Here is a 24706-nt window from a genome sequence, read left to right on the forward strand (position 1 = left end):
ATTAAAATTTATACGTAAATTATTATATTTGTGTATAATTTCAAATGTGATGGATGCAAAACTTACTTTAAGCTTTAATCAGGATGTGGTTAACAAAGCGAAAAAATATGCTGCTGATAACAATATTAGTTTATCTCGCTTGATTGAGCATTTACTAACGCAGGTAACTGCTACTGAATACAAATCTTTAGAGGATTATCCCATTAGTGATTGGGTGAATATGGTCGCAGAAGGCGAAGTAGAATATAAAAGAACAGTAAAGCCGAGTCGTAAATCATCTAAAGATGAATTCTTCTCGTCTAAGAAATAAGCTATGCTCAGAATTTTTCTAGATGCAAATGTTTTAGTTTCAGTGCTTAATAAAGAATATCCGGTCTTCACCTATTCTTCAAGGATTTTAAGTTTAGCATCACATCCAAAATTTGAAGTTTACACCTCCCCCCTTTGTTTAGCAATTGCATTTTATTTCGCCGAAAAGAAACACGGTAGTGTGTTGGCTAAACAAAAGATTAATTTAATTTGTCAGCATGTAAAAATTGCAGAAAATTTATCAAGAGGAGTTTCAGATACTTTATTGAATAAAAGAATTCATGATTTTGAAGATGGCCTTGAATACCATGCCGCTCAAGAACATGGGTGCAAATGCATCATTACCGAAGATATTGAAGATTTCTATTTCTCAGATATCGAAGTCTTGAACTGTCAGGATTTTTTTAAAAGACATTTGTTAAATTAACACAGTTTGTTCAAACCAATTATAACAAATTAATAACTGTCAACATGAAAATTGATATTTGAATTACTCTTAAGCTTTAGCCCATATCATATCAAGAAAATATAAGCATAAAGCATATCACCTTCACACTAACCTGATGACCATTCAATAACTTATATATCAGGCTTATTTCATCTTTCGATTAAATTTTGAGCGAGGCACAACTCCATCATATTTTTTTAAGATATTTGCATCCTCAAAAATGAAACAATTTATACCAGAAGACGGCACATTACTTCCTTTAATGGAAGAGTTCTATACGATACAGGGCGAAGGATTTAACACTGGAAAAGCGGCATATTTTATTCGTTTAGGCGGTTGCGATGTGGGTTGCCACTGGTGTGATGTAAAAGAAAGCTGGGATGCAGAAATGCATCCGCTCACACAATCTGATGTAATCGTAGATAATGCAGATAAATTTCCCGGAAAAGCTGTCGTAATTACTGGTGGTGAACCACTGATTTACAACCTTGATTATTTGACGAATAAGCTAAAGGAAAGAGGAATTTTAACCTTTATTGAAACTTCTGGTGCTTATCCACTTTCAGGAAACTGGGATTGGATCTGTCTATCGCCCAAAAAGTTTAAGGCTCCTCGTCCAGATATTACGCTATTTGCTCATGAGTTGAAGGTAATTGTTTTTAATAAAAGCGATTTTAAATGGGCGGAGGAATACGCAGCAATGGTATCTCCTACCTGCAAATTATATTTACAGCCAGAATGGTCTAAATCAAAAGAAATCACACCAATGATTATTGAATACGTAATGGCGAATCCAAAATGGGAAATTTCTTTACAGACACATAAATTTTTAAATATTCCTTAAAAAACAATACATTAGCTTAATAACCAATGTTTTGTCTATGAGGTTTTACTTCTCCCTATTTTTAACTTTAATCAGTCTTAGCGTTTTCGCCCAGGCATCAAATAATAAAAAAGCTCAGAATTTTTTCGAACATGCGGGTTCGTTGGTAGCAAAATTGGATTACCCAGCTGCCGAACCGCTATTAAAAAGTGCAGTAGAAGCAGATCCTTTGTTTCAGCGTGCTTATATTCTCCTGGCTGATGTACAAAAGCTTCAGAAAAAATATACTGAGGCCAAAGCCAGCTATCAAAAGTCAATTTTAATTAACGCAAATATTTCGCCAGCAGTAATTTATAGCTTGGCAGAAACTGAGTTTGCAACACAGGAATTTGAAAAGGCAAAAAAGCATTTTACCGATTTCCTCATGCAGGATGATTCCTCAGCGCGAGCTCAAAGAGCGAAAAAATACCTGGTCGATTGTAACTTTGCATTCGCTGCCATTAACAAACCTGTAAAATATACACCAACTAACCTTGGCAAAGGCGTAAACACTGCAGATGCAGAATACTTTCCGGCACTAACAGCAGATGGAGAAACACTCATTTTTACCCGGCAAATTGGAGGCAATGAAGATTTCTGGACGTCGCAATATAAAAATGAAGTATGGGCAGAAGCAACTCCCCTTTCTTCTAAAATTAATACCCTAAAATATAACGAAGGTGCCCAAACCATATCTCCGGATGGAAAGTATTTATTTTTCACTGGTTGTAACCGCCCTGATGGGTTAGGTAGATGTGATATTTACGTTTCACATCGGGAAGGTAAGGATTGGGGTGAACCATACAATGTGGGTAAGCCTGTAAATTCAGAATACTGGGAATCACAACCTGCCATTAGTCCAGACGGAAGAACATTATATTTTATCAGTAATCGCCCGGGCGGATCTGGAGGCTATGATATTTGGAAGAGCACCATTACAGATGATGCTAAATGGGGACCTGCAATAAACTTAGGTATAGAGATAAATACCCCATTTGATGAAAATACACCATTTTTGCACGCAGATGGTAGAACCCTATACTTTTCATCTGATGGCTGGCCTGGATTTGGCCACAAGGATATTTTCTACAGTAGGCTGGATGAAAATGGAAAATTCAGCAAGCCAACAAATATGGGCTACCCAATTAATTCTTATGAAGATGAAAATGGCCTGATCGTAAGTGCGGATGGAAATTTCGGTATGTTTTCTTCTAATTTGAAAAATGGTTTTGGTGTCCAGGATATTTATCGTTTTGGCATCCCTGAAATCGCTAAACCACTTAAAATTAATTATGTTAAAGGCATTGTAAAAGATAAGGATACCAAAAAAACTATCGAAAGTAATGTTCAGGTAATTGATTTAAAAACCAACAAGCCAGTTTTTGATGACTATACTGATCCTGAAACCGGACAATTTCTAGCGGTGATGCCTGTTGGTAGCAATTATCTATTTAATGTGAATGCAGATGGGTATATGTTTTACTCAGAAAATTTTGAGTTGAAACAAGGTGACATCAATAAACCTTACCAGGTTGAAGTATTTATAGAAAAGATAAAACCGGGTGGTAATGTGACCTTACGAAATATATTTTTTGACACCAATAAATTCAACCTTTTACCAGCTTCAGTACGTGAGTTGGATCTCCTGATTGATTTCTTACAGCAAAATCCAAGTGTCCATATCGAAATTCAAGGCCATACTGATAATGTTGGCGATGATAAGCTAAATGAGAAATTATCCCTTAATCGGGCCAATGCGGTCTACAGTTATTTGATTAAAAATGAAATAGATCAGAAACGATTGTCTTTTAAAGGCTTTGGCGCCACAAAGCCAGTTGCAGATAATTCAACTGAAACTGGAAGAAAAAATAACCGAAGAACGGCATTTGTAATTACGAAAGTCTAAGCTCTTCACCTATCAATTTGGAGATGAATTAACAAGAGCTGCAGGATTATTTAGAGATAACAGGCAGCCAGTAGAAACATATTAAAATTTTCTTCCTGCCATTACGCTAATTTCTGATCCTTCTGCTAAGATTACTGAATCTGGCTCAACATGGTTAAGGTTTGCGAAATCCTCGCCGTAGTTTTCTCGAAAATCAGCTTTAATGGTATAGCTTTCCACTGGATAAACTTGCCAGCGTGGATGTTGTACACCATACTCCGATGTTCTGTTAAGGCCTAGTTTAGTATATCCCCAATAGTGTTCGGTTATAAATTCCTCTTCACTCCCAATTGGAATTTCCATTGCCTGTGAAGATGTTTTAACAGCAAAACTATTCCATTCTTTTGTTTTCCACAGATATTCTACCTGAAGCTGATCACCCTGAAATGTCCACAGATGTTTCATGGACAATGTCTTGTATTTTTCTTTGTAAATGGTATTGGCAACTAATGTGATCGCAGGCAAAGGCACAATTTCCTGTATGAAAACGGCACCACGTTTCCATTCAAGTCCGTCTTTATATTTCACATAGAATCGCAGATTCACTTCTTCAAAATTGGTATGAAAAGGAATGCGAAATCCACGAAGCTTTACATCCAGAAACATAAAACCAACGAGGCTAACATAATACTTTCCTTGCCAATCATCCAATACTGTATTTGGTGGAAGGTACTTTTCAAGAATGGATTTTTCTACCTCATATTGCGCTAAAGCAAGTTTTCGCCATTCGGCGGTGAGGAACACTTTTGATTTAGCCAAGATTATAAAATTGCTTGTCGCACTCTGATCAATTTAACTAGCGTTTCTTCCAACAGATCTAAATGCAACATGTTTGCACCATCAGATTTTGCGTTTGCCGGATCAGGGTGGGTTTCAATAAATAAACCATCCGCACCTACGGCAATCGCCGCTTTCGCAATGGTAGATATCAGTTCTGGTTTACCACCGGTTACGCCACTGCTTTGATTAGGTTGTTGTAAAGAATGCGTACAATCCATCACTACCGGCACACCAAAACTTTGCATTTCTGGTAAGCCCCGATAATCTACAATCAGATCCTGGTAACCAAAGGTATTGCCCCTATCCGTTAAAATCACCTTATCGTTACCTGCCTCTTTTATTTTTTCTACCGCAAATTTCATTGAACCTGCAGAAAGGAATTGCCCTTTTTTAACATTTACCACTTTACCGGTGTGTGCGGCAGCTATTAAGAGGTCTGTTTGGCGACAAAGAAATGCTGGAATCTGTAATACGTCTACGTAGGCAGCAGCCATGGCCGCTTCATCACTTTCGTGAATATCTGTAACGGTTGGAACGCCAAACTCACGACCAATTCTTTCTAGAATACGCAAGGCTTTTTCATCGCCAATGCCTGTAAAAGAACTTCCTTTACTGCGATTTGCTTTGCGGTATGAACCTTTAAAAATGTATGGAATTTTAAGCTTGTCAGTAATCGAAATAATCTTTTCGGCAATACGTAATGCAATATCTTCGCCTTCAATTGCGCATGGACCAGCCATTAAAAAGAAGTTTCCAGATTCGGTATGTTTTATTTTATCTAAATAGTTTAGCATAGTAGTGATGTGAGAGGTGAGATTCAGAAAGCTATCGCCTAAAAACCTTATCTATTCTCTCCATTTAATTTTAATTTCCTAGTTCCGACATAAATTTAATTCGCATCAATTGAATTTCCTCACGTGTGTAATCCGTTTCACCGAGCTCATTCAGCGCTTCATCAATAGAATCATTTTCAGCAGCTCTAAAATAATCGAAAACCTCATCTTGTCTGTCATCATCAATTACTTCATCAATAAAATAGTTGAGATTAAGTTTTGTTCCAGAGTTCACAATTGACTCTACCTCCTTTAAAATCTCCTCGTAGGTAATGCCTTTAGAATCGGCTATATCCTCTAAACCGATTTGTCTGTCGATATTCTGAATAATAGAAACCTTCATCTGCGATTTGTTCGCCTGCGTTTTGATAATCAAATCAATCGGACGTTCAATATCGTTATCCTCTACATATTTTTTTATCAATTCGATAAATGGCGTCCCGAATTTCATTGCTTTGCCCGAACCAACCCCTGAGATCTGCTTCAATTCTTCAGAAGTAATCGGATAATGCGTACACATTTCCTCAAGAGACGGATCCTGAAAAACAACAAACGGTGGTACACTTTTTTGCTTGGCAATTTTCTTGCGCAAGTCCTTAAGCAGTTGTAATAAATGGGTATCTAATGCGCCAGATCCTTGTTTAACGTCGTCATCATCATCCTCCGCACCAGTTTCAATAATGGGCTCGTTTAAAATAAACTTTAAGCTATATGGATTGATGATAAAATCTTTCCCTTGTTTGGTAAGTTTTAATAAGCCATAATTGTCGATATCCTTAAAGAGATAATTATTCAAAACAGCCTGGCGGATTACCGATTTCCAGAGAAGAATGCCCTCTTCCTTACCAATTCCGAACTCCGGTACCTTACTGTGTTCATAAGCAATGGTTTGAGCAGTTTCCAAGCCAAGAAAAACATTCAATAAGTGCGCATCGTCAAACTTTTCATCTGTTTTTTGAATAAACTTTAATAAAGTAGACAGCTGCTCTTCAGCATCAAATTGTTTTTTAGGTTTCTTGCAATTATCACACATGCAATTGCAACCTGTTTCGTTAAAGTTTTCTCCAAAATAATGAAGGATTTGCTTCCGGCGACAAACACCAGACTCTGCATAATCGATCACTTCTTTTAGTATCTGAGTACCAATCTCTCGTTCTGACACTGGCTTATCTTTCATAAATTTAGCCAGCTTATCTACATCTTTTTGGGCGTAAAAAGCAATACAAATTCCTTCTCCGCCATCTCGGCCAGCTCTACCTGTTTCCTGGTAATAGCCTTCCATGCTTTTTGGCACGTCGTGATGAATGACAAAACGAACATCAGGTTTATCGATTCCCATACCGAAAGCAATCGTTGCTACGATTACCTCCGCATCTTCCATCAAAAATTTATCCTGCGTTTCTGCCCTAACCTTTGGATCTAAACCTGCATGGTAAGGCAAGGCACTGATTCCATTCAGATTTAAAGCTTCAGCAACTTCCTCCACCTTTTTACGGCTCAGGCAATATATGATTCCGGATTTACCTGGATTGGATTTAATGTATTTGATAATTTCTTTATTAATATCACGCTTTGGGCGGATTTCATAAAAAAGATTTGGCCTGTTAAATGAAGATTTAAATAAGGTGGCTTCAGACATGCCCAGGTTCTTCATAATATCATGCTGAACCTTTGGAGTTGCCGTAGCCGTAAGTGCGATAATTGGAATATTATCCCCTAAGCCACCAATTACTTGCTTTATTTTCCGGTATTCAGGTCTAAAGTCATGGCCCCACTCAGAAATACAATGTGCCTCATCCACAGCTACAAAAGAGATTTTTATTAAATTTAAAAACTCAATATTATCTTGTTTGGCTAAAGATTCTGGCGCAACGTATAAAAGTTTGGTTTGCCCGCTGAGCAAATCGGATTTTACCTGCGTAATTTCTGATTTGTTTAAGGATGAGTTGAGAAAATGAGCAATACTATCATTTCCACCAAAGGCCCGTAACTGGTCCACCTGGTTTTTCATTAATGCGATGAGCGGCGAAATCACAATTGCCGTTCCTTCACTCATTAGCGCTGGTAATTGATAGCAAATAGACTTCCCTCCGCCCGTTGGCATGATCACAAAAGTGTTATTGCCCTCTAAAATATTTGTTATGATCGACTCCTGATCACCTTTGAAATTATCAAACCCGAAGAAATTTTGCAGGTTATCAAATAACGACTTTTTCACGTCCATTTTGTGTAATAAAATATGCGATGCTATTTTTCTATCCAAAATAACATAATTTTACAAGAATTTCAAGTATCAAAAAACAATTATTTTCTCTTTGAAAAGTAAAAAATATATTCTCCAGTCGGCTATAAGTACATTAGAACTCGAATCAGCAGCAATATTGAATGTTGCAAAGAATCTAAACGACGATTTTGAAAAGGTAGTATCTACAATTTTAACCTGCGAAGGCCGCGTAATTGTGACTGGGATAGGTAAAAGTGCAATCATTGCGCAGAAGATTGTAGCCACATTTAATTCTACCGGAACGCCCGCAATTTTTATGCATGCTGCAGACGCGATACATGGCGACCTGGGAATGATTCAACGGAAAGATGTAATTATTTGTCTATCCAAAAGTGGCAATACACCTGAAATTAAAGTATTGGTTCCTTTATTAAAATCTGCCGGAAATATTTTAATTGGAATGGTAGGCGAATTGGGTTCATTTTTGGCAGAACAAGCGCACTTAATTCTTAACACTGCGTTTGAGAAAGAAGCTTGTCCGCATAACCTGGCACCAACCACCAGTACCACTGCTCAACTAGCTTTGGGAGATGCGCTAGCCATTTGCCTGTTAGAATGCCGGGAATTTAATGAATCTGATTTTGCCAAGTATCATCCAGGTGGCTCATTAGGCAAAAAACTATATCTAAAAGCTGGCGATCTCGCTTCAACCAATGAAAAACCAGCCATCAGTCCATCCGCCCCGGTTAAAGATGTTTTAATAGAAATTAGTAAAAACCGTTTAGGTGCGGTAGCTGTTGTTGATACCGAGAATCATGTGGTTGGTGTAATTACCGATGGTGATATCCGTAGAATGCTCGAGAACAATGGATCGATTGTAGGATTAAAAGCAGAAGACATCATGGGCAGGCTGCCCAAAAGTATACAATATGACTCACTTGCGGTTGATGCACTACACATAATTAAGGAAAATAACATTACACAGTTGCTAGTGTTAGAACAAAATACTTACTTTGGAATAATCCATCTACATGATCTCCTGAATGAAGGGATTGTGTAACATTTAAATATAAAATGAATAAAGATTACTACGCACTTATTATGGCAGGCGGAGTCGGAAGTCGATTTTGGCCCGTTAGTAGAACAGAATACCCAAAACAGTTTATAGATTTTTTCGGCGTTGGCAAAACGTTGATTCAAAGTACATATGAAAGATTTCTAAAAATCTGTCCGCCTGAAAACATCTTTATCGTAACCAACGATATCTATTCGGCATTAATTAAAGAACAACTTCCAGATATAGGTGACAACCAGATCCTGGCAGAGCCTTTAATGAGAAATACCGGTCCTTGTATTGCTTACGGTAGTTTTAAAATTGCAGAACTTAATCCGAATGCAACTATCGTTGTGGCACCATCAGACCATACCATTGCTGACCTCGACGGATTTATTGATTCTATTGAACAGTCATTATCAGCAGCTTCTAAAAACGATTGCTTGATCACGCTAGGAATTAAACCTAACCGTCCTGATACTGGTTATGGCTACATTCAACATACAGATCATGTATTAAATACGGATACTGATTTACACAAAGTAAAAACCTTCACTGAAAAACCGAATTTAGAATTAGCTAAATCATTTATTCAAAGTGGAGATTTCTTGTGGAATGCAGGTATCTTTATCTGGTCGGCACGTGCGATATTAAGTGCTTTTGAAAGGCATTTACCAGATATGTACGAAATTTTCAATATTGGCCGATCTGAATTAAACAAAGACGGTGAAAAAGAATTTATCAATAATGCTTATTTCCAGTGCACAAATATTTCCATCGACTTTGGTATTATGGAAAAGGCGGATAATGTATATGTTTTGCCATCAGACTTCGGCTGGTCGGATCTTGGAACATGGGCATCGATTTATGAAATGGCTGATAAAGATTACGTAGGTAATGCGGTAATTCCTTCAGAACAAGTAATCATGTTCGATTCTTCGAACTGTATGGTCAATGTACCAAAGGATAAATTGGTAATTCTGAATGGATTACACGATTTTATTGTGGTAGAGAACAACAATATGTTGATGATTTGCCCAAGAAATGAAGAGCAAAGAGTTAAGGAATTTGTAGCTGAAGTGAAATCCCGTTTTGGAAATAAATTTATCTAAAAATAAAAAGCTGAATCGTTTAGAGATATTATACTAAACGATTCAGCTTTTTTATGCTTTTTATTTTAAATGCTTCGCTGCCTTACCGCTTCGTATAAAATTACTCCAGCTGAAACAGAAACATTCAGCGATTCTATTTTACCTGCCATCGGAATTTTTGCCAAATGATCTGCAACACGTAAAAGGTCATTTGATATTCCCTCATCTTCAGATCCCATTACAATAGCTGTTGGCATCGTGTAATCCGGCGAATAAATCAAGTCGCTAGTTTTCTCCGTACAAGCTACAATCTGTAAGCCACTATCTTGCAGATACAGACAAATTTTATGAAGATTGGCATGTCGGCAAATTGGAATATTAAATAATGCACCTGCCGAAGTTTTGATGGCATCTGCATTAATCTGAGCGGCATTTTTTAAAGGCACTACGATGGCATGTACCCCAACGCAGGCCGCAGTACGTGCAATAGCGCCCATATTACGTACATCAGTAACACTATCTAATATTAAGATTAAGGGTACTTCTCCTTTTTCAAACACAGCAGGAACGATATCCTCAATATTTTGATAAGTAATGGGCGAAATCACCGCAATAACTCCCTGATGATTTTTCTGCGACATGCGGTTTAATTTTTCCACAGGAACAGCATTTAACGGGATAAGTGTATCTTTTAATAAAGCTTTCAATTCTAAGAAAAGGTCTCCACCCAAACCGCGTTGCTGGTAAATCGTTTCAATATCTCTTCCAGCTTTCACTGCTTCAATAACGGCTCTGATGCCAAATACAAACTCATTATTTTCTTTTGCGCGTTGCGGTCTTCTAAAATTATCCATGTTTCGAAATTGTTTGCAAAAGTAATTGTTTTTAAATCAAAGCGGATGAAATTTATTTAATTGAGAAAATTCAATGTTTAAATGTATAACGGAATGGGAAATCGGGAAAGGATAAATGGGGATAAACTGCATTCCAGAAAATTGATAGGGGAATGAGCAGCGTTTCATAAAAGCGTAAAGAGGCAGCACATTCCTTTCCTCATTTCATGAAATTAAATTTATTCACTTCCAGTTTGTTAAGAAACTGCTAGTAACTTGTTCACTAAATCCGCTAAACTTTTCGTTACTTTTGTAGAATGAGTATCGATAACGGACAAGGTGGAAAAAACAGTTTAACAGCGAGAAAAGCACGACTAACCAGCACAGTAAGTACCATGGGGAAATTACCTCCACAGGCTTTGGATCTGGAAGAAGCTGTTTTAGGAGCCCTCATGCTTGAAAAAGACGCTTTATCTGCTGTTATTGATATTTTGAAACCAGAAGTTTTCTATCAGGAATCTCATCAAAAGATTTTCGAGGCCATTCATATGCTTTTCGAAAAATCTAAACCTGTAGATATTTTAACCGTAACGGCAGAGCTTCGCCAAATGGGCTCATTAGAAATGGTGGGCGGTGCCTACTACATTACCAATCTTACTAACCGGGTTGCATCAGCAGCTAATATAGAATTCCATGCAAGAATCATTTCCCAAAAATACATTCAAAGGGAACTAATTCGGATTTCTACTGATATTATTACCACCGCTTACGAAGATACTGCCGATATTTTCGATTTACTTGATCATGCAGAGAAGGGATTATTCGATATTGCCCAAAACAACTTGCGTAGAGATACCCAGAAAATGGATGATATCATCAAGCAGTCATTGGCAACACTAGAGGAGTTAAGAACTAAAACAGATGGTTTAACAGGTGTTCCTACTGGTTTTACCGGTTTAGATCGAATTACTGGTGGCTGGCAAAAGCAAGATTTAGTAATTATTGCTGCACGTCCGGCGATGGGAAAAACGGCTTTCGTACTTACCTGTGCCAGGAATGCTACGGTAGATTTTGCAAAACCAACTGTTGTTTTCTCACTGGAGATGTCTTCAGTTCAGTTAGTAAATCGTTTGATTTCCGGGGAAGCCGAAATTGAGCAGGAAAAAATCAGAAAAGGAAATTTACAGGAATGGGAATGGCAACAACTGCACAGTAAAATTGGCCGTTTAACAGAAGCACCTTTACTGATTGATGATACTCCTGCACTAAATATCTTTGAATTTAGAGCAAAATGCAGAAGATTAAAATCGCAATACGACATTCAATTGGTTATTGTAGATTATTTGCAGCTGATGCATGGCAAGGGAGAAGGAAAAGGTGGAGGTAACCGTGAGCAGGAAATTGGTAGTATTTCCAGGGCTTTAAAATCGGTAGCTAAGGAATTAGACGTACCGGTATTGGCACTTTCGCAGTTGAGTCGTGCGGTAGAGAGCAGGCCAGGTTTGCAAGGCAAGCGCCCAATGCTATCTGATTTGAGGGAATCTGGATCTATTGAGCAGGATGCGGATATGGTGCTATTCTTATACCGTCCGGAATATTATGGAATTACAGAAGATGAACAAGGACGGTCTCAAGCGGGTATTGGTGAAGTTATTATTGCAAAACACCGTAATGGTGAAACCGGAATTGTGCCACTTCGATTTATTGGTAAGTTTGTGAAGTTTACGGATTTAGAAGAAGATTTTAATTCACCAATGTTGGGATCTGGAGATTCCAGTGCCGGGATAACGCCGTCGCAGTCATTCGATAATTTTAATAATCCAAGACCTCAGGGGAACACGATCATCATGCCTTCCAGGGGAAATGATATGCACGATGATGATGATCCGCCGTTTTAAATTTTAATCATTAATCTACTTGTTGTTTTCTTACCAACCAACTTAAGTTTTATCTCATCGACATATCGCTATAATTTTCTGATGGTAAAACACTAACAGAAAAATGGAAATTAAATAATTCCCGCAGATTTAGGTGATTTCCGCAGTAGCAGTATATAAATCTCCATCGATCATTTTGATCTGTCGAATAGCACCTTTAACCTAATGGTTGGTGATACACCAACCAGCCTAAGTTTCATCAATCAATCGGTCATAAAATGAAATCACAAACGTGAATTTTCATTTTGTGATACACCAACCGATAAATGGAAAAATTACTACTTAAAAAACATATCCAATTAAAATCCCCGCCAAAACAATTACCGGCGGACTAATCTTCGTAAAATTAAGCAATAGAAAAGTTGATAGCATAATCCCTAAAAATAACCAGTTAAACCCCATAGGAATAAGCAACAGGATAAATGCCGCGATAATGAAGCCGACGCTTACTGCATTAATTCCTGAAAGGCTATGGCGGATCCTGGAAATTTTTTTCAAATCATCCCAAAAAGGAACGATAAATAAAACCAAAATTAAACCTGGTAAATTGATGCCAATAACCCCGATTAAACCACCAAGTACTTGTCCCCATACTCCATAGCCGAAATTTTTCATACTTAAAGCACCCAGATAACTGGTAAAGGAAAACGTTGGTCCGGGAAGTGCCTGTTGAAGCGCAAAGCCAGATAAGAAACCTGTTGATGGTAAATAATGCTTCATTTCTACAAATTCGGTGAACATTAAAGGAACAAGCACCTGCCCCCCACCAAAAACAAGAATACCATTACGATAGAAATTTTCTAATAAACGAATAGGTAAGCTAAATGGAGATGTTCGATTAATGATGGCACCTACCAATGCAAATACCAGTAAGGCTCCTAAAAAGTAGATTAGTTTGCGCGGATTAAGGTTTGAAAATAACTTCACTCTTAATTCTGTTTCTTCTCGTGGCGTTTCTATTGCTGAAGAGATGATCCCTCCTACTAAAATGGCCAGCGGAAAAACATACGCATTACGAAGAACAAATGTTGCCACTACTGAAGCTACGGCTAAAAATATTGAAACCTGGGATGAAAGTACTTTTTTTCCTAATTTCCACGCACCATAAGCTACAATACCTAAGGCAATGGGTTGAATGTATTCGAGAATGTCATTAAATTTTTGTTTCTGATCCAGCAATGCATAGCTGATTGCGGCCAGCGTCATCACCGTTGCCGTAGGAAGAATCCAAATGAGAAATGTAATAATTGCCAATTTCAGTCTACCAACTTTCCAGGCGATTCCTACCAAGGTTTGCGTAGAGGCTGGTCCGGGTAAAACCTGCGCCAATGCATTTAGTTCTAATAATTCTTCTTCTGAAATAAACTTGGTATGGTGTACAAAATACTTTAATAATAAAGCCAGGTGGGCTTGAGCACCACCAAAGGATGTAAAAGTAAAGAACACCACATTGCGAATAAATAACCAGCGTTTTGTAGTTGAAATTGGTTTGGAATGCATTTAAAGTAATTATTTAATTGCTGATGTTAAGTGACTGTAATTGTGTAATATAAATAACAAATATACAACAAACTGAAATTACCAGCTGTGAATTGTTAATTGCAAATGGGAAGCGGTCCACTATAAATTGCAAACTAAACTAATCATCCTCATAATCTAAACCTGCAGCTGTATTGTATGCACCTTGTAATTCAGCAAAGGCATGCATATCGCGCTTGTTTCTTGCGGTTATCATTCCTTTCTCATAAACTTCGATTGCTTTCTCTTTTTGTCCATCTTTCTCGTATAATTTACCCAAATGATAATAAGTTCCCACGTAATCAGGGTGTTTATCAGTTAATTGAAGGTAAAAAGAATAGGCTTTTTCCTTATCATTCTGAGTGTTATACTCTGTGGCTAAGGCATATAGAATAAACGGGTCGTTAGGTTCACTTTCTAAAAACTCCAATAACTTGGCTAAACGGGTTGATGACATTTTATTTCCTTGCTTTTTTAATTAAATTTGCAGAAAGACCTTATATATAAATCTCAATAAATATGAAAATATTAGTTTGTATCAGTAACGTGCCCGACACGACGACAAAAATAACTTTTACCAACGATAATACCGAATTCAATACTGCAGGAGTGCAATATATTGTAAATCCTTATGATGAGATCGCGTTATCAAGAGCAATAGAACTTACTGAGGGTGGTAAGGGAACGATAACGGTAATCAATGTAGGTGAGGCAGCAAACGATCCAACGGTTAGAAAGGCATTAGCAATTGGTGCTGATGAAGCTGTGCGTGTGAACGCAGCTCCACGTGATGCCTATTTCGTTGCCAAACAGATCGCAGAGTACGCAAAAGATAAGGATTACGACCTCATCCTGACCGGTCGTGAATCTATTGATTACAACGGTAACCAGGTTGCAGCCATGGTTGGAGAATTCTTAGATATTCCATCTATTTCAATTATTAAAAAACTAGACTTCGATGGCACATCGGCAACGATAGAAAGAGAAATTGAAGGTGGTAAAGAAGTAGTGACGGTATCAGGTAAATTTATTGCCAGCTGTGCGGAAGGTGTTGCAGAACCAAAAATCCCAACAATGCGTGGAATTATGAGTGCAAGAACCAAGCCTTTAACTGTTGTAGACGCTGTAGAGATTGAAGCAGTAACCAAGGTTGCCAAATATGAAACACCTGCCCCACGCGGAACTGTGAAATTGGTACCGGCAGATCAAACAGCATCTCTTATCGGATTACTTCACAGTGAAGCAAAAGTAATCTAATTTTGTTTTCATTACCCAATTAATCAAATCGTTACACCAATCCAATCAGGATTAAGAAATAAATATATGTCAGTATTAGTATATGTAGAACAAGCTGAAGGTAAGTTTAAGAAATCTGTTTTTGAAGCTATTTCTTATGCCAAAGCTATTGCAGATCAGCAATCAACCAACTTAACCGCAATCTCAATTGGCGACGTTGCCGAAAGTGAACTAAAAGAACTAGGAAAATACGGTGCAGCTAAAGTATTAAATGTAAATACAGATCAATTAAAGACTTTCGTTAACCAGGCTTATGCGAGCATCATTGCAGCCGCCGCTGAAAAGGAAAACGCTGATATCGTTGTTTTATCTAACTCTTTCTCAGGTAAAGGTTTAGCACCACGAATTGCAGTAAAACTTGGAGCTGGTTTAGCAGATGGTGCAGTAGAATTACCAAGTACTGATGGAAAGTTTTCGGTTAAGAAAACTGCATTTTCAGGAAAAGCTTTTGCCATTACCGAGCTAACCTCTGCTAAGAAGGTAATTGCTTTGAATCCAAATGCCTTTGGTGTTAAAGAAAATGCTACAGATGCAGCAATTGAGGACTTTGTTGCCGATATTAAACAATCAGACCTTGGAACTGTTATCAAGGATATTGTGAGGGCAACTGACAAAGTCTCTTTACCAGATGCAGAATTGGTAGTATCGGCTGGAAGAGGTTTAAAAGGGCCGGAAAATTGGGGGATGATTGAAGAGCTGGCTGGATTACTAGGTGCAGCAACAGCTTGTTCCAAACCAGTTTCTGATGCAGATTGGAGACCTCACTCGGAACACGTTGGTCAAACAGGAATCGCCATCAGTCCGAACTTATACATTGCGATAGGAATTTCAGGAGCAATTCAACATCTAGCGGGCGTAAGTTCTTCTAAAGTAATTGTAGTGATTAATAAAGATCCTGAAGCTCCTTTCTTTAAAGTTGCTGATTACGGGATAGTTGGTGATGCTTTTGAGGTAGTACCTCAATTAATTGAAGCTTTAAAAGCACATAAAGGATAAAAATCTTTAAACCTGGCAGGCTATAAAACCTACCAGGTTTGAAATATAGATATGAAAAAAGTTAAGTTAGACATTGTAGGATTATCTTACAGCCAGACCCAGTCTGGCGCCTATGCCCTTGTTTTAGGAGAAGTGAATGGACGGAGGCGGTTGCCTATTATTATTGGTGCTTTTGAAGCACAGGCTATTGCTATAGAAATTGAGAAAATGACCCCAAGCAGGCCACTAACTCATGATCTATTTAAATCAATGGCTGATACTTTCCATATCAATATTGAGGAAATCATTATTTATAATTTGGTTGATGGTGTATTTTATGCAAAATTAATTTGTAATGACGGGAAAAATAAACATGAAATTGATGCCCGTACATCTGATGCAATTGCACTAGCTGTACGTTTTGATGCCATGATTTATACTTACGAATTCATTTTATCTTCTGCGGGAATTGTAATTGAAGGAAATGACTTCTTATTTCTGGAGAATATGGATTCGATAGCAAAAGAACCAGATGCTGATAGTTTACCAAGCAGTGGAAAACAGCAAGGCTTTACAGATTTGTCTTTAGAAGAATTGCAACAAAAATTACAAGAAGCCATAGCAGAAGAAGCTTATGAAAAAGCCGCAAGGTTACGAGATGAGTTAAATAAACGTGGAACATCGTAAAGTATTTCTAACTAAAATTAATTTAGAGCAATTAAATTCGATATTTCTTTTATTAAAATCTAAAAATAGCAATAACCCAAATTATTTAACATAATTTGGGTTTATTTTTGAATTATGTTTCAAATTAGTTCTATATTCAGCCTTTACTTTCAAAAATCAAACAAACGATATGATGAATGTTAAGTTTCGCTTAACCTTAATGAGCTTTATGCAATTTTTTGTGTGGGGTGCCTGGCTTATCACAATTGCAAATTATTGGTTCGGAACAAAACAGTGGGATGGAACACAGTTTGGTGCAATTTTCGCCACCATGGGTTTTGCCTCTCTATTTATGCCTACTTTAACTGGCATCATTGCCGATAAATGGGTAAATGCTGAAATTCTATATGGAATACTCCACATTTTATATGCTGGCGTGCTATTTTATCTGCCACAGGTTGAAAGTCCGAATGCCTTTTTCTGGACCATGCTGGTAGCCATGTGTTTTTACATGCCAACAATATCCTTAAGTAACTCTATCTCTTACACGACCTTAAAATCCGGCAATCTGGATGTAGTAAAAGACTTTCCTCCTATTCGGGTATGGGGAACAGTTGGCTTTATCGCGGCCATGTGGATTACAAATCTAACCGACAACAAAGCAAGTGCAAATCAATTTTATATAGCAGGAACGGGTGCATTGATACTTGGTATCTATGCATTTTCTTTACCAAAATGTAAACCCAGTAAACTCATATCAGAAGAAGCTTCGCTTATGCATACATTGGGGCTCGAAGCCTTTAAGCTATTTGCGAACTACAAAATGGCCTTGTTCTTCATTTTTTCCATGTTTTTGGGCGGAGCTTTACAATTGACCAACGCTTATGGTGATGTTTTCCTCGATGAATTTAAACATTTCCCAAAGTACGCAGATTCTTTTGTGGTTAAATATTCGACCATTATTATGTCGATTTCGCAAGTATCTGAAACCTTATTTATTCTGGCCATACCATTTTTCTTAAAGCATTTTGGCATTAAGAAAGTAATGATTATCGCTATGCTGGCCTGGGTATTCCGGTTTGGATTCTTCGCCTATGGAAACCCTGCTGGCAACCTTTGGATGATTATTTTATCTTGTGTGGTTTATGGAATGGCCTTTGATTTCTTTAATATCTCCGGTTCATTATTTGTAGAAACTTCTACTACAGCAAAAACGAGGTCTTCTGCACAGGGCATGTTCATGATGATGACCAATGGCTTTGGTGCCGTATTTGGCAGTTTGGTATCTGGATGGATGATCGACAAATATTTCACCAAATCTTTTACCACTATTCAGGCTACATCTGAATTTGTGGGTGCTGAACCTACAAATAATCATTTGCTAGAATTTGTCAAAAGTCAGGGTATAAGCATCCTAAACAACGGTACATTCGACAAAGCCATTCAAATGAAAGACTGGCACCATATCTGGCTTTCGTTTACGATTTATGCCTTAATTATCACCGTATTATTTGCATTATTATTTAAACACAAACATACCAAAGCTGAAGAAAAAGCTATTGAAGCCATCAGTCATTAATTAACATCTCAAACCCCATTATGTCAGCCGGTAAGTATAGAAAGGAACACAATTGCTTAAATTGTGGTGCACATGTAGAAAAGCATTATTGCAGCAGTTGTGGCCAACCCAATTTAGAACTGAAGGAAAGCTTCTGGGGGTTCATCAGCCATAGTATCGCTCATTATTTTCACTTTGATAATAAGTTTTTCCAAACCCTCACCCCGCTTCTCACAAAACCAGGGCAAGTTACACTAGATTATCTTGCCGGAAAACGAGCCCGGTATATTAATCCGGTGAGCATGTACATTTTCGTATCCATCGTCTATTTTATTGTTGTGCCTAAAGCTTCTGTTGAGGGCGATAGATCAAAGCACCAAACCAAACTAGAAAGGAAGCAAATTGAAAGAGCCACATCTAAATTAATAGACACCAGCAGAAACGGAGAAAACAACGTAGTAAGCGGAATCGCTAAAACAGCCATAAACCGCATTAACAGCAACATTTCGCTTAGCGAGTTCAAAGATCTTACGTTTAAAGAACAAGAAAAAGCTATCGCTGATCTCAAAAGCAAATCAAAAACCTCTGATTTCAATGCTGACTTGCTGGAAGAATACAATAAATTTCACATCATAAAGCAAGACAGTACTTATACATCTTATTTAAACAGGCAAGCTAAACTTTCTGCCAATGAAAAGGATAACTGGCTTCAACGAACCCTCAAGAAAAGAGATATTACGGTCAATCAAAAAATGGTTTCCGGATGGACTTTGAAAGAAGAAATAGAACATTACCGTCCAAAACAGTATTTCCTGCTGATGCCAATCCTGGCCATGTTTATTATGATTATCTTCCGTAAGAATAAGAAATACTATCTGGACCACCTGATTTTTACTATCCATGGAATGACAGCCTATTTTATTGAAGAGATTATCACCAGTCCGATTAAAAAGCACGTGTTTGGACTTGATTCAGCAACGTCGAATTTTATCGGAGTGATCGTTTTTGTCGCCATTGTTTGGTATATGTACAAGGCATTAAAATTATTTTATAACCGCAGCAGAAGTGCTACGATATGGAAGATGTTCCAGGTTGTTATACTCTATGCCATAACGTTGGTTATTACAGAAAAAATAATCTCAGAAACCATCTATTACTTTATTGCTTAACTCAATTGGTTTGCACAGAAAAGCCTCAACATTCTTAATGCTGAGGCTTTGGTATTTTATTGGATCTGGATATTATTTTCTATCCTTCAACTCTACAAATTCTCTGTCAGTTTCTCCAACGTAAATCTGACGTGGACGACCTATTGGCTCTTTGTTTTCATGCATTTCTTTCCATTGAGCAATCCATCCAGGTAAGCGACCCAAGGCAAATAATACCGTGAACATTTCTGACGGGAAGCCCAGGGCTCTGTAAATAATCCCAGAATAGAAATCTACATTAGGATATAATTTCCTGTCAATAAAGTATTGATCTGTTAAGGCTGCTTCTTCTAATTTTTTAGCGATTTCTAAGATCGGATCGTCGATACCTAAATTTTCTAGGATATCATCACAAGCTTTCTTGATGATTTTTGCGCGTGGATCAAAGTTTTTATAAACCCGGTGTCCGAAGCCCATCATACGGAAAGGATCATTTTTATCTTTTGCCTTGTTAATCCACTTTTCAGTATCGCCACCATCAGCTTTGATCAACTCAAGCATGTCAATAACAGCCTGGTTAGCACCGCCATGTAATGGTCCCCATAGTGCGGCAATACCTGCAGCAATAGATGCATATAAATTGCAATCAGATGAACCAACAATCCGAACAGTAGATGCCGAACAGTTTTGCTCATGATCTGCATGTAGAATAAGCAATTTATTCATCGCATTCACGACGATTGGATTTACATCATAATCTTCCGTACGCTGACCGAATGTCATCCATAGAAAATTAGTTACATAATCGTATTTATTTTTAGGATAAATAAGCGGATTCCCTAAAGACTTCTTATAAACAAATGAAACGATAGTTGGAAATTTCGCCAACAGTTTAATAATCGTTAAATCTTGTTCTTCTGGCGTTTGATTAGGCTTTAAACATTCTGGATAAAAGGTAGACAATGAGAAAATTAACGAACCTAACTGACCCATAGGATGAGATTTCGAAGGATAGCCATCGAAGAATTTCTTCATATCCTCATGGATCAAAGTATGCTTGTTAATATCGGTTTGTAAATCTTCCAATTGTTTTTGTGTCGGAAGATCTCCATAAATGATTAAATAAATTACTTCTAAGAAACTTGATTTTGCAGCAAGTTCCTCAATTGAATATCCTCTATATTTTAAGATACCTTTTTCACCATCTAAAAAAGTGATTTTACTTTTGGTAGAACCCGTATTTTTAAATCCAGTATCTAAAGTTACAAAACCAGTAAGATCTCTCAATTTAGAAATATCAATGGCCTTTTCATCTTCTGTTCCTGTAATAACTGGCAATTCTATCGTTTTACCATCAACTTTAATTTCTGCAATATCTGACATATTATTGTATTGTGTTTATAGCTTTCTAAATTATATAAAATTAATATACATGCATAACAAATCTGTTAAATTAATATGAATTATGAGTCAAAAAGACGTAACAATCATACTGAATTTAACTTTGAAATGCGCGCTATTTTGCTTTTAATTCCTCTGTTACTCTACCGCATTCCAGCATTTCGTCACCGTAATATGGGTTTCTAATTTCTTTTTCTGTTGATAACCAATCTCCTCCGTCTCCTTTATTGGCCATTGGGCAATGTTGCACATAAATCGTTCCCTTTTCTATTTCAGCATTTTTCATCAATGCAATCAGATCAGCGCTCAAAATGGTAAAACTTTTTCTTTGGTCTACAAGGTTTCCAGTTGTAGCAATTTTACCGGCAACCTCAGCAGTAGGTTCGCAACCATCATAATCTGCCAGGCTTTTTTCCAGTTCAGCAGCATTTTTTTGTACCAGTTTTGCATCTGCTTTAACCAAAGCATCCTTCAAACCAACATATTCCGTAAAGATTTTCTTTTTCTTTTGATCTTTTATGGCAACTTCGTTATTAGTCTTAAGTGAATCTTTTTGAAGTGTATCGTTCTTTGCTGATGATTTCTTTTCTGATGGATGACAAGCCAATAAGGTAGCAAAAATGGCAATTCCGAATATTCGTTTCATGGTATTTGGTTTTCGGTTCAAAATAGGCAATTAAATATTAAATAAACAAAAAAAGCCCCGCAAACTGCGGGGCTTTCAAATTAAATGATGCTTTAATTATAATTTGAAATTATAAGCTAATCTAAGTGCATATTGACCAGTTTTTCTGAAATAAGTTGTTGATGCGCTATCATTCACATAACCTTCATATCTTACACCAGCATCGAAACCGCCAAACTCATATCCTATGCCACCAGAATAAATAAAGTTGGTTTTTGCACCATCCTGGATCGCAATACCTGCACCAGCTTCAGTAGCTATATACATTCTTTTAATCGGGAATACCTTTACACCACCTTTAGCTGGAATAAAATCTGCATCTACTGCATTATCTTTAGCTATTAATTTAGTGTAACCACCTGATGCTGTTACCGCAACATATGGCGATAGATCCCATTGTAATTTTAAATCAGCTCCATATGCATAATCCATAGGCGATTTGTCGCGAAAAACACCGCCATTTAATCCTACACCAACTTTAAAAGCCATACCTTTTGGAGCTGGATTTGGATCAGGTTCCATCATTGTTTGGGCACTTAGGCTTGTTGAAGCAAAAATTGCAACTGCGGCTGTTGCCGTTGCGAAGATTTTAGTAATCGTTTTCATATTAGATAAATTAAGTTAATTAATAAGGTTTTGAGGTATATACGAAAACCGATTTCATTCAGATTTATTTATTTTCATTTTTTTCAGAAATTATTATAAATAAAAAAAGCCTCAGCGAAAACTGAGGCCGTTATTTATTCGAGATAATGAAATATATTAATTAATAGCACTATTATTTCTCCTCGGTTCTACACTAATACTTAAAACATTACCATTTGTTATCTCGCGAGTAATATAATTATTGGAAGATGTACCAATAATAACTGGCTGATCAAAAGTTAAGATAGCTTCAGCAAGGTTATCTGAACCCAACATAGTTTTAATACTATAAGTTCTTTTTTCACTTGTGGTTGCTGATGCACCAAATTTAAAACCAACTTTAGTCTTGTCACCTCCACTGTTTATTTCAAAATTTGTTGCAAAAGTTGTAGTATTTTCATAACTTTTTGTTTCCTCTTGAGTGCCATCTACCTCATAAAATATAAATTTCCAAGCAGTTCCGTAATTTTCCAAATCCCAAGGCAATAATTCTATATTCGGATGGTATTCTTTCGGAATCGCGTTCCTAAACTCATATAGTTTAATCTTAAAAAACTTCTCATCCATAATCAATTCATACTGTAAGTCAAACAATTCTGTAGGCCGTACACTCATCTGCCTAACAAACTCATTACCTGATCCATTTTTTGCATTGATTAATACAGAAATTCTAAATTCAAAATTACCATCTGTCCACATAGTTGTTGGAGCTGAGGTGCCTGTCCCGTAATAATTATTCATTCTAGGATCACCGTCTTGATCTGAAATTATTCCTAATGCACTTGGCGTTAAAAATTTAAATGATGTAATATATTCACTATAATAATTTCTAAATTTTCCGTTAGGATTGCTGGATGTTATACCGTAATAAACATAATCTCGATGCCATTCATTACCTGAATTATAAGCATCAACATTAACCTGATCAATAGCATTTGGATTTAATAAATTTGGGCCTGGTGCTAATCTACTAATTTTACCATTCTGTTCTTTAGATAAACTAATAGAACTTTTAATACCTAATGATTTATCTACTAAACTTCCATCATAAGCTTCATCAATAAATTCATATGAATAATTATTTGAAGTTCCAGATAAAGATTTTGTTGTATTGTTCTTGACAGCTAATTTATTATTACTACGTTTAACAATAACTCTTTCATTTTCTTTAATAACTAAAACTGGAAATCCAGGAATTTGTTCTGGATTTAATTTAATTTCTTCTTCTTTTTCGTCATATATTGAAACAGAACCGATTTTATCCATGTTAGATACTGCTATCATTGGTATTTCAGTTTTTGTATTCCAATCCATAGGATTAAAATTTGGAAGAGTAGGAACAAATATAGTTAACAGCGGTAACTCACTCTCGACTTTGCTTAATTCTCCTTCAGTTGTATAATTTAATAATTTTGATCTGAATGATTTCCCATTACTCACTTCTACGTCTTTAATTTGATGATATAAAATATCATTATCTCGATCAAACTCTTTGAGGCTTTCCACTCTGATGAAATCTCTTAGGTCTTCCTCAGAACTTAATGCTTTAGCTAAAATTTTAGCAAATGATGTTTGTAATTCAACAGTTTTGCTTTTAGGTTGTAGAATCTCTAAATCCTTTTGTGAATTACTCAAATCTTTTTTACATGAAATTACAAGTGACAATACAATAGCTCCAAATAATTTTAGTTTAGTTTTGTTTTTTTTCATAAAATAATGTTTAAATAAAATAGACAACAAATATATAATAAAAAAGCAATACATAAAATCTAATTATACAAAGCCTATAACATAAAAAAAATAATAAAGTATTATTAAATATACATTTTTACTTAAACAAAAAAGCCTCAGCAAATTGCTGAGGCTTTTAGATCTGAGTTTAAGATTCTTACAAACTGAAACCGTAAGCTAAACGTAAGCCAACATATCCAGTGCTAGCACCATCTCTAGCCAAACCTTCATATTTAACACCTAGGTCTAAACCATTACTCCATGCATAACCCAATGCTGGAGAATATACGAATGAAGTTCCACTACCTTTGTTAGTACCAAAACCAGCACCAAGTTCAGCTAAACCATAAACACCTGCTCCTGAATCATTAAAGAAATATTTCGCACCAACTTTAACCGGGATGTAACCAAAACTTCCTCCTCCGAACTCGTCCTTAACTGAGAAGTTTGTGTAACCAGCAGTTACAGGAATTGATAACTGTTTATCAACATCAAACTGATAACGCAAATCTGCGCCAAGTGCCACGCTATATATATCGCTGGTCGGGATACCACCAATAATTCCGATTCCTAATTTTTGAGTTTGTGCGTTAGCGTTCGTTGCAAAGAATAATGCCACTACAGCTGCTGAAGTAGCAATAATTTTAGTAAAAGTTTTCATCAAATATTATTTTTAAGTTAAATAAATATATCCGCACTGTTACAAAACATGTGCCAAAAGTTAGAATTAAACAACTATTAGGAGTTTAAGCCATGAACAGACTTAT

General features: G+C 36.7%; 23 protein-coding genes. 12 read left to right on the top strand and 11 right to left on the bottom strand.

All coding sequences use genetic code 11. The annotated features are described in order from the left end of the window. The first annotated feature begins 49 nt into the window (after positions 1 to 49). From SOM16_RS04605 to SOM16_RS04620, 4 genes are all read left to right on the top strand, one after another. A complete protein-coding gene (locus SOM16_RS04605) occupies positions 50 to 310 on the top strand; it encodes a DUF6364 family protein (RefSeq protein WP_320462819.1) in 261 nt (86 codons plus the stop codon). A 3-nt stretch (positions 311 to 313) separates the two neighbouring features. Further along, positions 314 to 736 (top strand): PIN domain-containing protein, encoded by a 423-nt coding sequence (locus SOM16_RS04610; RefSeq protein WP_320462820.1) that lies wholly within the window; start codon positions 314 to 316, stop codon positions 734 to 736. A 241-nt stretch (positions 737 to 977) separates the two neighbouring features. Further along, entirely contained in the window at positions 978 to 1601 is a 624-nt protein-coding gene (locus SOM16_RS04615) for a 7-carboxy-7-deazaguanine synthase QueE (protein ID WP_320462821.1), read from the top strand. A gap of 37 nt (positions 1602 to 1638) precedes the next feature. Further along, positions 1639 to 3525 carry an OmpA family protein gene (locus SOM16_RS04620; protein ID WP_320462822.1) on the top strand — a complete coding sequence of 629 codons (1887 nt, stop codon included), beginning with the start codon at positions 1639 to 1641 and terminating at the stop codon, positions 3523 to 3525. A gap of 81 nt (positions 3526 to 3606) precedes the next feature. Here the strand turns inward: SOM16_RS04620 and SOM16_RS04625 are convergent, their stop codons facing one another. The 3 genes from SOM16_RS04625 to recQ all read right to left on the bottom strand — a co-directional run bounded on the left by SOM16_RS04625 (position 3607) and on the right by recQ (position 7401). Further along, positions 3607 to 4323, bottom strand: a complete 717-nt coding sequence (locus tag SOM16_RS04625; protein ID WP_320462823.1) for a DUF2071 domain-containing protein — start codon at positions 4321 to 4323, stop codon at positions 3607 to 3609. A 2-nt stretch (positions 4324 to 4325) separates the two neighbouring features. Then, positions 4326 to 5138: a 3-deoxy-8-phosphooctulonate synthase gene (kdsA, locus tag SOM16_RS04630; RefSeq protein WP_320462824.1), complete on the bottom strand. Its 813-nt coding sequence runs from the start codon at positions 5136 to 5138 to the stop codon at positions 4326 to 4328. A gap of 70 nt (positions 5139 to 5208) precedes the next feature. After that, entirely contained in the window at positions 5209 to 7401 is a 2193-nt protein-coding gene (recQ, locus tag SOM16_RS04635; protein WP_320463217.1) for a DNA helicase RecQ, read from the bottom strand. 91 nt (positions 7402 to 7492) lie between these two features. Between recQ and SOM16_RS04640 the strand changes: the two genes are divergently transcribed. Together SOM16_RS04640 and SOM16_RS04645 are read left to right on the top strand one after the other, a co-directional pair. Next, the gene (locus SOM16_RS04640; RefSeq protein ID WP_320462825.1) at positions 7493 to 8461 is read left to right on the top strand and encodes a KpsF/GutQ family sugar-phosphate isomerase; all 969 of its coding nucleotides are present in this window, start codon (positions 7493 to 7495) and stop codon (positions 8459 to 8461) included. A 14-nt stretch (positions 8462 to 8475) separates the two neighbouring features. After that, positions 8476 to 9567 carry a mannose-1-phosphate guanylyltransferase gene (locus tag SOM16_RS04645; RefSeq protein ID WP_320462826.1) on the top strand — a complete coding sequence of 364 codons (1092 nt, stop codon included), beginning with the start codon at positions 8476 to 8478 and terminating at the stop codon, positions 9565 to 9567. Between the two features lie 65 nt (positions 9568 to 9632). Here the strand turns inward: SOM16_RS04645 and rlmB are convergent, their stop codons facing one another. Further along, positions 9633 to 10400: a 23S rRNA (guanosine(2251)-2'-O)-methyltransferase RlmB gene (gene rlmB, locus SOM16_RS04650; protein ID WP_320462827.1), complete on the bottom strand. Its 768-nt coding sequence runs from the start codon at positions 10398 to 10400 to the stop codon at positions 9633 to 9635. A gap of 296 nt (positions 10401 to 10696) precedes the next feature. Here rlmB and dnaB point away from each other — a divergent pair, with 296 nt between their 5' ends. Continuing rightward, the gene (dnaB, locus tag SOM16_RS04655; protein WP_320462828.1) at positions 10697 to 12277 is read left to right on the top strand and encodes a replicative DNA helicase; all 1581 of its coding nucleotides are present in this window, start codon (positions 10697 to 10699) and stop codon (positions 12275 to 12277) included. 321 nt (positions 12278 to 12598) lie between these two features. Here the strand turns inward: dnaB and chrA are convergent, their stop codons facing one another. Then, positions 12599 to 13816, bottom strand: a complete 1218-nt coding sequence (chrA, locus tag SOM16_RS04660; protein ID WP_320462829.1) for a chromate efflux transporter — start codon at positions 13814 to 13816, stop codon at positions 12599 to 12601. Positions 13817 to 13955: 139 nt separating this feature from the next. Next, the gene (locus SOM16_RS04665) at positions 13956 to 14291 is read right to left on the bottom strand and encodes a tetratricopeptide repeat protein (RefSeq protein WP_320462830.1); all 336 of its coding nucleotides are present in this window, start codon (positions 14289 to 14291) and stop codon (positions 13956 to 13958) included. A 62-nt stretch (positions 14292 to 14353) separates the two neighbouring features. Here SOM16_RS04665 and SOM16_RS04670 point away from each other — a divergent pair, with 62 nt between their 5' ends. The 5 genes from SOM16_RS04670 to SOM16_RS04690 all read left to right on the top strand — a co-directional run bounded on the left by SOM16_RS04670 (position 14354) and on the right by SOM16_RS04690 (position 19498). Then, a complete protein-coding gene (locus SOM16_RS04670) occupies positions 14354 to 15091 on the top strand; it encodes an electron transfer flavoprotein subunit beta/FixA family protein (RefSeq protein ID WP_320462831.1) in 738 nt (245 codons plus the stop codon). Positions 15092 to 15157: 66 nt separating this feature from the next. Then, on the top strand, positions 15158 to 16126 hold the full coding sequence (locus tag SOM16_RS04675) for an electron transfer flavoprotein subunit alpha/FixB family protein (protein ID WP_320462832.1): 969 nt from the start codon (positions 15158 to 15160) through the stop codon (positions 16124 to 16126). Between the two features lie 51 nt (positions 16127 to 16177). Next, positions 16178 to 16792 carry a bifunctional nuclease family protein gene (locus SOM16_RS04680; RefSeq protein WP_320462833.1) on the top strand — a complete coding sequence of 205 codons (615 nt, stop codon included), beginning with the start codon at positions 16178 to 16180 and terminating at the stop codon, positions 16790 to 16792. Positions 16793 to 16964: 172 nt separating this feature from the next. Further along, entirely contained in the window at positions 16965 to 18350 is a 1386-nt protein-coding gene (locus SOM16_RS04685; protein ID WP_320463218.1) for a nucleoside permease, read from the top strand. A 20-nt stretch (positions 18351 to 18370) separates the two neighbouring features. Beyond that, on the top strand, positions 18371 to 19498 hold the full coding sequence (locus tag SOM16_RS04690) for a DUF3667 domain-containing protein (RefSeq protein WP_320462834.1): 1128 nt from the start codon (positions 18371 to 18373) through the stop codon (positions 19496 to 19498). Between the two features lie 72 nt (positions 19499 to 19570). Here the strand turns inward: SOM16_RS04690 and SOM16_RS04695 are convergent, their stop codons facing one another. The 5 genes from SOM16_RS04695 to SOM16_RS04715 all read right to left on the bottom strand — a co-directional run bounded on the left by SOM16_RS04695 (position 19571) and on the right by SOM16_RS04715 (position 24600). Next, complete coding sequence (locus SOM16_RS04695) at positions 19571 to 20860, bottom strand: citrate synthase (protein WP_320462835.1); 1290 nt, start codon at positions 20858 to 20860, stop codon at positions 19571 to 19573. A gap of 133 nt (positions 20861 to 20993) precedes the next feature. Continuing rightward, positions 20994 to 21524, bottom strand: coding sequence for a DUF3347 domain-containing protein (locus SOM16_RS04700; protein ID WP_320462836.1), 531 nt, complete (start codon positions 21522 to 21524; stop codon positions 20994 to 20996). A 96-nt stretch (positions 21525 to 21620) separates the two neighbouring features. Next, positions 21621 to 22169 carry a hypothetical protein gene (locus tag SOM16_RS04705; RefSeq protein WP_320462837.1) on the bottom strand — a complete coding sequence of 183 codons (549 nt, stop codon included), beginning with the start codon at positions 22167 to 22169 and terminating at the stop codon, positions 21621 to 21623. 156 nt (positions 22170 to 22325) lie between these two features. Then, positions 22326 to 23918, bottom strand: coding sequence for a hypothetical protein (locus tag SOM16_RS04710; protein WP_320462838.1), 1593 nt, complete (start codon positions 23916 to 23918; stop codon positions 22326 to 22328). Positions 23919 to 24096: 178 nt separating this feature from the next. Further along, a complete protein-coding gene (locus tag SOM16_RS04715) occupies positions 24097 to 24600 on the bottom strand; it encodes a hypothetical protein (protein WP_320462839.1) in 504 nt (167 codons plus the stop codon). Positions 24601 to 24706: the final 106 nt, after the last annotated feature.

The sequence above is a fragment of the Pedobacter sp. CFBP9032 genome (assembly GCF_034045265.1).
In the GTDB taxonomy this organism is placed as follows: Bacteria; Bacteroidota; Bacteroidia; order Sphingobacteriales; family Sphingobacteriaceae; genus Pedobacter.